Here is a 12,041-nt window from a genome sequence, read left to right on the forward strand (position 1 = left end):
AATTAAGTATGTAATTAAAAAAATCTATTTCACTAGTTTTAATTGTTTAGATTTTAATCTCATATAATTGAGAGACAAGTTTTTTACTTTCTTAAAATAAAGTTATGTATACAAGAAAAGTTAGAGAATTATTTTCTCTAACTTTTCTTCGCTAGTATTTGAAATTAAAAAGATGGTGGTGTTACTCCAAATATAACAGTGACTTTGTTTAAAGAAGTATTTTCCCATTTATGCTTTGCATAAGGTGGGATTTTAACACTATCACCTGTATTGAGAAGTAAAACTTCATCATTTAAATATAGTTTTACTTGTCCTTCCATAATAAATGCTATTTCTTCCCCTTTATGTGCTACAGGCTCCATAGATGAAGCAGTATGAGGTAACAGATTCATTAAAGCCAATTCTAGTGCTCCATCTAAATTAGGAGATAATAGCTCATACGAAACATTGCCGCTTTCAGGAAAAGTTATTTTTTTCCTTTGGTTAGCTCTTACAACTAATTCTTCTGTATTGGTATCCTCTAAGAAAAAATTAAACAATGGAATATTTAATCCTACAGAAATTAATTTTAATGTTTGTAATGAAGGATTTGTGATTCCTTTTTCAATCTGACTTAACATGGAAGGTGTTATATCAGCTAACTCAGCTAAACGCTTACTGGTTAATCCGGCATCTTTTCTAAATGCCATAATTTTGTGACCAACATTAATATCGTTCATATATGTAATCCCCTTTAAATAAGTAAATAAAATTAAATTATTATTAATTTTATTTACTTATACTTAATATATTGTTAATATATACTTAATTATAATAAATTATGATTAAGTTTAAAACATCATATGTACATATGGCAGCAGCTGCAAAAAAGTGGGAAAAAGATTTGCCTAGAAACAAAGTGGCTACTATTTTTGAATATACAGCAGGTTATAGTAAAGCAGTAGAAGAAGGAAGAACATAAGTTAATAAGAATTAATTGTGCTATTTTATTAACGATGAAAAATCAAAGCATTTATTTTAAGGTAATGCAGTAGTTGCTACTCGTCTGAATAATTGATATACAAATAAAAGTTGATGGATCGCATCCTCTATTTGTATATCTACCATGTGGAGTAGGATTTGGTGGAGTTTCGTTTAGTTTGAAAATTATGGGATGGGATCATGTACATGTAATTTTTGCTGGGCCTATCCATTCTCCGTATATGCTAATAGGTATGATGACCGGATTATATGATGGGATTTCCATACAAGATTTTTAATGAAAAGGATTCTAATAAGTAAAGGACAACTTAAGAGTAGACTTCAATGCTGTATTGTAAAATTTTTAAGGAAGTGAAAATAGTATGAAATCAGCTTTAAATAGTATTATGATCTCCTCGATTTTTGCAGTAGGAGGGATCCTTTCGCTTTTGTTTAATTTAATGGGGAATCAAGATTGGATCTGGAATTGGGTAGGGCTATTACTGGCATATCTATCTTTGGGCATTTTAATCGGTTTATATAATAAAACTGTGGATCACAAAACATTTCCTAAAATACTAAAAAGAACTTTGTTTATTTCCTTTAATGTTACTATATTAGGGATAATCATAGGAGTAACATACCAACTATTAGGAAAGTGGAATCTTACTATAATGATGTATTATTGGTTGATAATTTTATTACTACATTTAATTACTGTAATAACTTTATTCATCCTAGTATTGGAAAACAGTAATAGTAAAAATTATAGCCCACTATATAATTTTATTATACTTTTAAACATTTTCCTTACCTTAGGACCAGTATTATTTCCGGTAGTTTTAACTATTATAGGAAATGCCATGAACGCTAGTGCAGGGCACTAATTTTCACCTATATAGATTATTAAAATGATTAGTCCAAAATTGAGATTGGTTAAGTTAAAAAACTTAATAAGCTAATAGAATAATAAAACTAAACGACTTAAAGTGGAATGATTTGATAGAAAGAAGATTATAATATGAAAATTAAGCTTAAGAAAAAAAGAATTATAAGTGTATTGTTGGCTATTACATTAGTAGCAATAGGGTATTACATGTTTCAATCTATTACAAATCCTAAGCTGGTAAATGCGGAAGAGGGAAACAGTGTTCAACAAGTGAGCAGTCTACCTAAAAATGAATTAAAAAAATCGATACCTAATCGTTTTGATGGTAAAGAAAGAAAAGTTGCATATTTAACTTTTGATGATGGACCAGGAAAATATACAGCTAACCTATTAGATGTATTAAAGAAAAATGATGTAAAAGCAACATTCTTTTTAATTGGCGAAAATGTGAAAAGGTTCCCAGATTTAGTGAAACGAGAGCATGTGGAAAACCATTATGTAGGCATGCATAGTATGACACATGATTTTAAAAAGTTATACACCAATCAGGAATATGTTAAAGAAATGAAAGAAGATCAATCTTTAATTAGAAATGTTATTGGAAACTCACCGAAATTAACACGCCCACCATATGGATCAATGCCTGGATTAAATGAATCACTTCGAAATGAAGTGGTCGGAAATAATTTAAAAGTATGGGATTGGACAATTGATTCTTTAGATTGGAAATACAATAAATTACCTGTTGATGTAGCAACTGCGAAAATTGTTCAAAATGTCTTAGCAGGTGCAACGTCTTCAAAAGAAATTGTTTTAATGCACGATATTCATCCACAATCTGTCGCGGCAGTTCCAGCAATTATAAAAGGGTTAAAAGAAAAAGGGTATGAATTTGAAGCTTATGATGAGAATAATCATTTTCCAATAAATTTCTGGCATGATAACCGAATATAAAAAGATATGTATGAGTTAAAAGACAATTAGAATGGAATAGGCAATTCATATAGGGTTTAAATATTTATAAGAGCGTGTTTAGATAGATGAAAACACGCTCTTTTTACTGGACTATTTTTTCATTCATTCCTACATAAGCATTGGATATTTCGCATGTTTGTCTAGAGTGAAAAGAGCTCATAAAAAACCGCCATTATTCACGTTCTTCTTCATATAATTGCACCGCACTTATTTTTTATATGTGGTTAAAACTAGTTTTTAAGAAGCATATGTTTTAGCAACTGCAGAAATTCTTTATCACTTTTATCATCTTTTATATAATCCTGTTCATAGTTAAAAATCATTCGTACTAACATAAAAGCTGTTAGCGGTAATGGTACCTTATGCAAAGCCCCTTGCTGATAACCTTTTTCGAGCAAATTACTTATCATGTTAATTGCTTCTTCTTCAGATTGTTTAAAACAAGTTGTAATTTCAGGTGAATGGTACTCTTTATATTCTTGAAAGAGTGTAGAAACAAACGGATCTTGATGATATTCTAGGCTGATATAATGGAGAATTTTTTGTATTCGAAGTAAAACATCTTTTTCTTCTTTATATAAATTAAATAATTGTGAGCGTTTAAGCTGGATATGACGCATATAGCAGTCGCATAATATTTCAGTTTTATCTGTATAGTAATAATAAATAGTACCTTTACCAACTTTAGCTGTCTTTGCAATTTCATCAACTGTTGTGTTACGGACACCACGCGTAGAGAACAGTATTGTGGCAGATTGAATGATTTTCATCTTTTTATTTTCTTTTTCTAATTTGATCATTGTCTACACCCTATCCTTGAGATATTTAGCGAAGTTTTCTTTCATTACATTCTCTATCATTCTATTTGTCATTTTTTAAAGCTTAATAGAAAGTCCCTAGTTGCTTCTTATAGAATAACATACACCATTTTTATTTCTAGTATATAACTATAATAGAATGTAATTGTATCACTTAGGATAAAAATGAAAGTTTAAGGTAATAATTTTTTAATCGGACGATGAGAATTCAAGTGAAAGAGGGCTATGATTTCTTTCTTGATTGAATTATTTGATTTTTTATTCAATTCATTTTATTATATAAACATGACTAAAAGATGTTTTTAGTCGGATTTTTTTACAGAAAACCGACTGATATTTGATTTTAGTCGGTTTCTATACTATTTGAGAGAAGGTAGACACTATGTGTGGAATTGCAGGGTGGATAGACTGGTCTAAAGACCTGTCTCATGAACAAGAAACGTTAAAAAAAATGACAGATGCTATCATTCACCGAGGACCAGATGCAGAGGGGCATTGGTTTTCAAAACGAGCGGCATTAGGTCATCGACGTCTCATCGTCATTGATCCTGAAGGTGGCCTTCAACCTATGCTGTATAAAGATGGAAATGATACGGTTGGCCTTACGTTCAATGGAGAAATTTATAACTATCAAGAATTACGTAAAGAACTTGAGGAGAAAGGTCATGAATTTCAGACCAAGTCAGATACAGAGGTATTACTACACGCTTACTTAGAATGGCAAGAAGATTGTGTTCAACACTTAAATGGGATTTTTGCTTTTGGTATTTGGGATGAAAGATTTGGGAAATTGATGCTTGGTCGTGACCATCTAGGCGTGAAGCCTTTATTTTTCGCTCAAAGGGGAAGCGCAATTCTCTTTGGTTCAGAGTTAAAAGTTTTACTTTCGCATCCACTTGTAGATGCTGAGGTAGATAAAGAAGGACTTTCTGAAATATTTTGTCTTGGACCAACACGTACTCCTGGTCATGCTATTTTCAAGGATATACATGAAGTGCGTGCTGGCCATTATATGACGTTTACCTCTAATGGTTCGAATACGACACAGTATTGGAAACTTGAAAGTAAAAAACATGTAGATGATATTGATACAACAGTCGAGACAATCCGCTCCATTTTACAAGATACGGTTAAACGTCAGTTAATTGCTGATAAACCAGTGGTATCTATGCTTTCCGGAGGTTTAGATTCCAGTGGTTTAACAGGTTTAGCAGGAAACGAATTTGGGAATAAAGGGGAACGTCTTCATACATATTCCCTGAATTTCATCAATGATGAAAAAGACTTTGAGCAAGACTTCCTTCGTTTTGATCGTGATGAACCTTGGGTGAAACGTGTGGCTGAATATGTAGGAACAAAGCATCATTCTATAGAGTTAGGATCAGATAGTTTAATAGAGTATTTATTAACTCCAATGCGAGCGCGTGATCTACCTGGAGTTGGAGAACTAGAAACGTCTCTTTATTTGCTATTTAAGGAAATGAAGAAAGACGCAACAGTTGCACTTTCAGGCGAATCCGCAGATGAAGTATTCTCAGGATATCCATGGTTCCATCAAGAGAAGTTTCTAGATGCAGAGATATTCCCTTGGAGTGTTAATTTATGGTATAGTACAGAAATTTTATCAGAGGATTTTAAAGCGAAGATTAGCCCTGAAAAATATCAAAAACAAAAATTTGAAGATGCGGTTGCTGAGGTTCCCTTTTTAGAAGGTGAAAGTGATCTGCAAATGAAGCAACGTCAAATGTCTTACATGTTTATTACACGTTTCTTGCCATTTATGCTAGAACGAAAAGATCGCACAAGTATGATGAATGGCTTTGAAGTACGAGTTCCATTTTGCGATTACCGGCTTGTAGAATATCTATGGAATGTCCCATTCGAAATGAAAAGCATAGACAATATTGAAAAAGGTATTTTACGTCGAGCTTTTGAAAATGTACTTCCAGAGGATGTACGTTATCGCAAAAAAAGTGCATATCCAAGCACTAAGGATGCCTCTTATCTACAAGGTATTAGTGATTGGATGTTACATGTGTTGAACAATCCTGAATCACCTATTTTGCCATTAATTAATGTAGAAAGAGTTCGTGCAATTGCAGAAGGAAAAGACGAAGTAATTTCAGGTAATGATGCACGAGGTATAATAGATTATTTACTTCAAGTTAATAGTTGGCTTCAAGAATATAATATTAAATTAGTATGGTAGATGTAATTTTCAAATAAAGAGAATAGCTGAAACATTAATGACCTAAGTGAACCGCACCTTCAATGTATTAGATAGTTATCTAATAATTGGAGATGCGGTTTTATTATTTTGATTTGCAATAACTCTAATCAGTTAGTAAATTAGAGTCAAATAAATTATATTTTAAAAGTGTATTAGGATCTGCAAAATATATTTTAATATTTCTACCAATAAGTGGCCAACAATTATTTGGAAACCTAATAAATAAATTAAGTGAATTTTAATATGATGAAAACATGGGAACCGTACTGTATGAATCAATTGTCATTGTTGGAGGATATTGATGAAAAGAAGATATGTAGACTTATAGTGAAGGAGCTGAAAAACATGGATTATATAAGTTATTTAAGAAATATGGTTGGACATGAAAAAGTGATTATGGTGGTCGCAGGTTGTTTTGTATTGAATGAAAAGAATGAAGTGCTTCTACAATTACGATCTGATAATGGAAGGTGGGGACACCCTGGCGGATTTATGGAGTTTGGCGAGACAGTGGAAGATACAGCAAGGAGAGAAGTGTTTGAAGAAACTGGTTTGAAATTAGGACATCTTGAATTCTTTAATGTGTATTCTGGAAAAAAATACGAAAGAACGCTATCTAACGGTGATCAAGTTGCCTTAGTGAAATTGACTTATATTTGTAGAGATTTTCAAGGAACATTACATACGGATAACGAAGAAAGCTTACAGCTAAAATTTTTCCCCTTAGATAACTTGCCTGAACTATGGCAGAATCAACAAGAAGTATTGGATGATTTGTTAGAGTATATGGAAAGAAAGAAGTAAATCTTCCTATCGAGTAGACAAAGGAGCCATATGGTTACGCACATTTAGATAATATAAGACTCACCTAAAATTAGAAAAAGGACAAGCCCTGTTATTATGAGGTTTGTCCTTTTTTGATATTATTTTCCTGCCAATAATGAAGATTATAGGTAACAGAGATAATCATTAAACAGCTATATAAGCTAAGGTTTTACACCATCCATAAAGTGAAAAAGGCGTTATCCTTTCTTATGATTCTACAGAAAGAATTGCCTATTTTATATTTCTAGGATAGTTTTAGATACAAAAACACAGAATTTAGCAATCTATACATGACTTAATGCAAAATATATATTGCATTTATGTTGTTAATAATTTAATATATAGAATATGAGATTTATTTTATTAAGTTATCTTTACAAGTGAGGTGTATTTAATATCTGTAAGTAAAGTGAAGATTGCAAGGGTTGAAAAGGCCTGACCCAACAAGAGTTGGCCGATATTGTAAACGTTACATGACAAACCACTAGTTTTATTGAAAGTAATAAATATAACCCTTCTTTAAAACTTTGCATTCATACAGCTAAAACACTAGATAAAAGTTTAGATAAATTATTTTGGGAGGAATTTTAAAATGGAAAAACTAAAAAAATGGTTTTCACTCAGTACACACCCAGATGAAAGAATTCAACAAATCGAAATGAAAATTTGGGCTCAATCTGGAATTATTGTTCTATTTATAGCTTTTGTTGATTTTATAATAAGAGGAGCATATCTACACCGTCCATTTTTAGAATGGGCTGCTTCATTAGCCATTATAATTTGTTATATGATATTCGTTTTTATTAAATCTATTCTAACTGGTGTCTATGAAACGGATATTAATAATAAAGAACAATTAAAAGAAAAATTAAAAGAAAAAATGAGTAATACCTTTATTTTATGTTTTGTCGCAATAGGTGCTACCACATACAAATATAACTTACCTGAAGATTTCGTTGGATGGTTATCAGTAATAGCAAGATTTATTATACTTTTCGCTTTCCTATTTGGTATTCAATATCTTATTACAGTATTAGCATGGAAGAAATCAAATAAAATTTAATAAGTATAGACAAAAAAGCTTATCTTTTAGCACTTAATGATAAGCTTTTTATTATTTTTTCATCTTTTTTCGTTTTGGTGTACAATGAATTTCTTAGCTTGATAGCGATGGGATAGAACCACATCGCCATCAAGCGGAAATTTTATAGTACCCCAGAACAAAATTTCGTGCTAACTTGTAACAAGAAAAACATGTAAAATTGCCCATAGATAACTATCTTATATTAATTACATAAATTAGTGTGTGATATAATAATATAAAGATATTACATTTAAAGGGGGATTCAAATTGGTTAAAAACTTACCTTTACTAATAGTGATTTTACTACTTGGTATAAGTTCTTCTACGTTAAGTACGAATGGATACTTTTCTCCAGTTATAGAATGGTCTTTAATGATTATAAGTATTATTTTAAACATTACTGCAGTGATAGGTTTATCACTACACGTTCTTGTATACCAACCTATGAAAAGATTTGAAAGAAATTTAAAAGAAACATGTAAATAAAATAATTATATTTGAGGTAACACCCCATCGTTATCGAGCTAAAAAATGTATCCATAAAAAGAAAAAATACGCTATTCTTTCTGTAGAATCATAGGAAAGGATGGCGTATTTTATTTTAGGATGTATTTTGTTCTGTTAGCTTGATGGTGATGTGGGGGAAAGGCACATAGAGTATGAGTTAGTAAAAATTTAAAGTAAAGTAAGAAAGCAATTACTAGGAAGTGGATTTGAAGCTGGGCATGAAAGGTTAGCTTTTTGCTTATCTGGATTTTATGGGATGTATAAGTTAAGAGTAAAAGGTGTAAAGGTGATATAATAATCTTATTAATAAAATGGGGTTTTAATATGGAAAATAAAAAATCAGCGGAATTTTTATTGAATTATTCTTGGGAAGGAAAAACAAAAGAAAAAATAATTTTAGAAATGGAATGACCTGATTATGAACAAGATTATTTAGACGATGCAATGAATGAATTAGGACCAAAAGAAAAATATTATGGTATGGATCTAGATAGTTATTTTGTTTTAAGAATGGCTATGGATGAAGATGATGTTGGCCCATTAAATGATGATATTATATATAAAAATTAAATATAGTTAGGGGAATTATTGATGGCAGAGTATAATTTTTGAGATATTGTAAGGGTATTTTATCCGTATGTACCAAAAGTGAAAAAACTCTAAATTCAATACTTATGAAGTTTAGAAAGGCTAAAAGAGTTAGTCTTTTTTTATTTTTTAATTTTACAATTTTACAATTTTACATTTATTTAAAATTGTAAAATTGTTATAATAAATATTATTAATAAAATGGGGGTTTTGACATGGAAAATAATAAAATAGAAAACAAAAAATCAAGTGCTTTTTTATCTAACTATTCATGGAAAGGGAGGGATAGAAAACAAATTATTGAGGAAATGGAGCTTGAAGATTATGAACAAAAATATTTGGATCAAGCAATGAAGGAATTAATACAAGAAGAAAAATATTCTGGTTTCGAATTAGATAAGAGAATTATGTTACTATTTGAAATGAATGAAGAAGAAGATGATGGATTTGATGAAAATGATGCTGAATATATGGGTAAAGAAGTAGGTGAATAAAATAGAAAGATTTAAATCAGGTGATATAATAATCTTATTAATAAAATGGGGGTTTTGACATGGAAAATAATAAAATAGAAAACAAGAAATCAATTGATTTTTTATCGAATTATTCATGGAGAGGGAAAGATAGAGAACAAATTATTAAGGAAATGGAACTTGAAGATTACGAACAAAAATATCTAGATCAAGCAATTAAAGAATTAGCAGCTGAAGGAAAATATACTGGATACGATCTGGATAGAAGAATTCTTTTATTAATTGATATGCATGAAGATGAAGATGATTTTGATGAAGATGATGTTGTTTATATCAGATAAAGGGATAGGTGAATAAAATGGAAATATATAATTCAGGAGATATTGTAAGGGTATTTTATCCTTTTAAATCAAAAGCATTAAGTAATGACAATGAGGAGCCGGTAGGAAAAAGAAGATTCGGTCTTATTATATACGCTGGGAATAACAGAACCCTAGCTTTACCTATTCTTCAAATAACTTCGCATGGAGGTAGAACAGAGCAAACTAATTATAAGTTGAGAGCAGATGAAATTAAAGTTCCAGAAAGTGTTACATATTACAAACGTTCAGCTCAAGGAAAAGTTCCTGTATATGGAGTGATCAAAAACGAAAGAATTGAGTTTTTTGATGATGATGAAATATCAAGGCCATTAACTAGCGTAGGTTTAGATACAAAGATTGCCGTACTTAAAAATTACAAAGATCTTTTGAAAAAGAGGAACTTTGTAGAAGTGTTAAATGAAGAATCACCAGGTCATATGGAAGCAATGGAATGTTTTGAACGTGCGATTATCGCTGAAAAGTTAAGCTTTTTAACTACAGATCTAGGGGAATGTAAATATGAACATATGGAAGATAAAATACTTAAAGTAAATAAAATACAACCATTAGGAAAATCAGATACAAAAAAAGAGTCCATTTCTACGCTGTTGAATTAACAGATGAAGAAAACATGGATTCTTTTTTTATAGCATTGCTACAATGAAGCAGCCTAAACAGGTTGCCAGAGAATGGGGAAAGCCAAAAACAGCTGTTGATTGGTTAAAAGAAGATGAAAGGTTTTATAATCTACAAAAGGATATTAGTAAGGTGTTTAAAGAGCCACCAAATCCACACCCTAATAAATATAAAGCTTTTTCTTTATTCCGCAAAAATACGTTAGAAAATGCTATGGAAAGATAAAAGGAATCTAATACTAAATTAAGTCTAGAGCAACTGATAGAGTTGATCTTTTTTTATTATTTATTTTTTAAAAGGAGGTGTAGAGTTGCTTCTCATAGATGTTTCACCGTATATGTTTTATTGCAGCATCATATTATTTGTGCTGTTGACGCTTTATAAGATAATGCAAAAGCGTAAAGTGAAAAATATATTCTTAAAGTCAGCGATCAGAGACATTGATCAAATGGATGGACGACAATTTGAATTCTTTCTTGAGGCTATATTTACAAAGCTGGGATATAAGGCAGCTGTCACGAACGGTAGTCATGATTTTGGGGCAGATCTAATATTTGAAGGAGAAAATAGAGTTGTTATTCAAGCGAAAGATATGGTTGTAAGAACAGAGTAGGAATTAAAGCTATACAAGAAATTTATGCAGCTAAAGCCTTCTATAAAGCTAATGAAGCATGGGTAATCACAAATAGTACATATATATCATGTAACTCGTACACTTGGCCAGGTTGTAATTGTTTCATGATGTCTTCTAAATGAATTTGTATATATACCGGTCTCAATTGAGCAGGTTTTGTTTTAAATACCACTTTTTCGAATTCTTTTCTATATATTTTAGTTGGTAATTTAAGACGTGATAAATAATATCCTTGCTTATCTTGGATAGACTTAAAGTCTTGTAAACGAAAATATCCTAAGTCACGAATATATAGTTCATTCTTTTGTATCATGCCTGTTCGAGTTGCACCATACGCCTGATCACTTCGCTTTCCTGGTTCAATTTTTACATCAGAAAATTCTCCACTCAATAAGTCATACTCTAATTGAATTTTTACACCAGCTTTATGACTACACCCTCCGGCACCAGGATAAGTAGATGCGAATCGATCTGGAACTTGAAAGGTTGTAGAATCAAGGATGCGAATGCGTTCAAAGTAAGCAGAAAGAGAATGAGAAATTTTAGATAAAACTTCAATTTTAGCTTGTAAAAGTGTAGTAAATACAGTTCGAAAGAAAGCTACAGAAGCTGAGTTAAAGCGTCGATTAAGTCCCTCCGGACTTAATAAAATTCCTGTTGAGGTTTCTAATTGACTACAAAGTTGAGTAAGAGAGGTAGGAGCGATTTGTTGATTTAACCATAAACACAAAGATAAAAAATGGTGCCCATGGCACTTACGTTTTCGTCTCATTCCGCCAGCTTCTATAGCTAATTGATTAAGTGTAGCGGGAGACATATATCGATATAACTCTTCGGCAAATAAAGACAACTCTTGTTTTTGATGCATATTCATAAAAAGCACGCCACCCTTTCTCATTAATATAAGAAAATAGTAACGCGCTTTTAATTTCAAGAATAGTCCGAATGTCGATTTGAAATAAAGTTGTACTGTTTATAAAAAAGTCCTACCGTTTGAAAAGATGGATTAAAAATGGTTTTAATTGTATTTTTTTGAACGGTCGTGCTAAAATATAAACAT

The 12,041-nt window shown here is 31.0% G+C and carries 14 protein-coding genes and 3 pseudogenes; 14 read left to right on the forward strand and 3 right to left on the reverse strand.

The annotated features are described in order from the left end of the window. Positions 1–164 precede the first annotated feature (164 nt). On the reverse strand, positions 165–719 hold the full coding sequence (locus DN404_RS29830; RefSeq protein WP_149215841.1) for a helix-turn-helix domain-containing protein: 555 nt from the start codon (positions 717–719) through the stop codon (positions 165–167). A gap of 101 nt (positions 720–820) precedes the next feature. On the opposite strand from DN404_RS29830, the gene DN404_RS29835 reads away from it, so the two are divergent. The 3 genes from DN404_RS29835 (at position 821) to DN404_RS29845 (ending at position 2,803) form a co-directional block, all read left to right on the forward strand. Beyond that, entirely contained in the window at positions 821–961 is a 141-nt protein-coding gene (locus tag DN404_RS29835) for a serine dehydratase (protein WP_149215842.1), read from the forward strand. 382 nt (positions 962–1,343) lie between these two features. Next, positions 1,344–1,847, forward strand: a complete 504-nt coding sequence (locus DN404_RS29840) for a DUF3902 family protein (RefSeq protein ID WP_149215843.1) — start codon at positions 1,344–1,346, stop codon at positions 1,845–1,847. Positions 1,848–1,981: 134 nt separating this feature from the next. Further along, positions 1,982–2,803, forward strand: a complete 822-nt coding sequence (locus tag DN404_RS29845; protein WP_149215844.1) for a peptidoglycan-N-acetylglucosamine deacetylase — start codon at positions 1,982–1,984, stop codon at positions 2,801–2,803. Positions 2,804–3,054: 251 nt separating this feature from the next. Here DN404_RS29845 and DN404_RS29850 read toward each other — a convergent pair whose 3' ends face one another. After that, complete coding sequence (locus DN404_RS29850; protein ID WP_098776507.1) at positions 3,055–3,624, reverse strand: TetR/AcrR family transcriptional regulator; 570 nt, start codon at positions 3,622–3,624, stop codon at positions 3,055–3,057. A 400-nt stretch (positions 3,625–4,024) separates the two neighbouring features. Here DN404_RS29850 and asnB point away from each other — a divergent pair, with 400 nt between their 5' ends. From asnB to DN404_RS29900, 11 genes and pseudogenes are all read left to right on the forward strand, one after another. Next, a complete protein-coding gene (gene asnB / locus DN404_RS29855) occupies positions 4,025–5,851 on the forward strand; it encodes an asparagine synthase (glutamine-hydrolyzing) (RefSeq protein ID WP_149215845.1) in 1,827 nt (608 codons plus the stop codon). A gap of 366 nt (positions 5,852–6,217) precedes the next feature. Then, positions 6,218–6,676, forward strand: coding sequence for an NUDIX hydrolase (locus DN404_RS29860; protein ID WP_086389415.1), 459 nt, complete (start codon positions 6,218–6,220; stop codon positions 6,674–6,676). A gap of 415 nt (positions 6,677–7,091) precedes the next feature. After that, positions 7,092–7,288 (forward strand): annotated as a pseudogene (locus tag DN404_RS31170) (helix-turn-helix transcriptional regulator). Between the two features lies 1 nt (position 7,289). After that, complete coding sequence (locus tag DN404_RS29870) at positions 7,290–7,760, forward strand: DUF6773 family protein (RefSeq protein WP_149215846.1); 471 nt, start codon at positions 7,290–7,292, stop codon at positions 7,758–7,760. A 288-nt stretch (positions 7,761–8,048) separates the two neighbouring features. Continuing rightward, positions 8,049–8,267, forward strand: a complete 219-nt coding sequence (locus DN404_RS29875) for a hypothetical protein (protein ID WP_000240400.1) — start codon at positions 8,049–8,051, stop codon at positions 8,265–8,267. Between the two features lie 465 nt (positions 8,268–8,732). Beyond that, positions 8,733–8,858: a hypothetical protein gene (locus DN404_RS31175; protein WP_255299673.1), complete on the forward strand. Its 126-nt coding sequence runs from the start codon at positions 8,733–8,735 to the stop codon at positions 8,856–8,858. 233 nt (positions 8,859–9,091) lie between these two features. Then, positions 9,092–9,370: a hypothetical protein gene (locus DN404_RS29885; protein ID WP_239697140.1), complete on the forward strand. Its 279-nt coding sequence runs from the start codon at positions 9,092–9,094 to the stop codon at positions 9,368–9,370. A 59-nt stretch (positions 9,371–9,429) separates the two neighbouring features. Then, positions 9,430–9,690 carry a hypothetical protein gene (locus DN404_RS29890; RefSeq protein WP_243871060.1) on the forward strand — a complete coding sequence of 87 codons (261 nt, stop codon included), beginning with the start codon at positions 9,430–9,432 and terminating at the stop codon, positions 9,688–9,690. A gap of 17 nt (positions 9,691–9,707) precedes the next feature. Next, positions 9,708–10,328, forward strand: coding sequence for a hypothetical protein (locus DN404_RS29895; RefSeq protein WP_255445565.1), 621 nt, complete (start codon positions 9,708–9,710; stop codon positions 10,326–10,328). Between the two features lie 43 nt (positions 10,329–10,371). Then, positions 10,372–10,572, forward strand: a complete 201-nt coding sequence (locus tag DN404_RS31180) for a hypothetical protein (protein ID WP_239697135.1) — start codon at positions 10,372–10,374, stop codon at positions 10,570–10,572. A gap of 85 nt (positions 10,573–10,657) precedes the next feature. Next, positions 10,658–11,043 (forward strand): annotated as a pseudogene (locus tag DN404_RS29900) (restriction endonuclease); the annotation flags it as partial. On the opposite strand, the pseudogene DN404_RS29905 reads toward DN404_RS29900, so the two are convergent. After that, positions 11,037–11,855: pseudogene (locus DN404_RS29905) on the reverse strand (IS4 family transposase); the annotation flags it as partial. The pseudogenes DN404_RS29900 and DN404_RS29905 sit on opposite strands and share 7 nt — an antisense overlap. Between the last annotated feature and the right edge of the window lie 186 nt (positions 11,856–12,041).

Origin of the sequence: Bacillus sp. TE8-1 (assembly GCF_008368855.1) — a bacterium.
GTDB classification, from domain to species: domain Bacteria; phylum Bacillota; class Bacilli; order Bacillales; family Bacillaceae_G; genus Bacillus_A; species Bacillus_A cereus.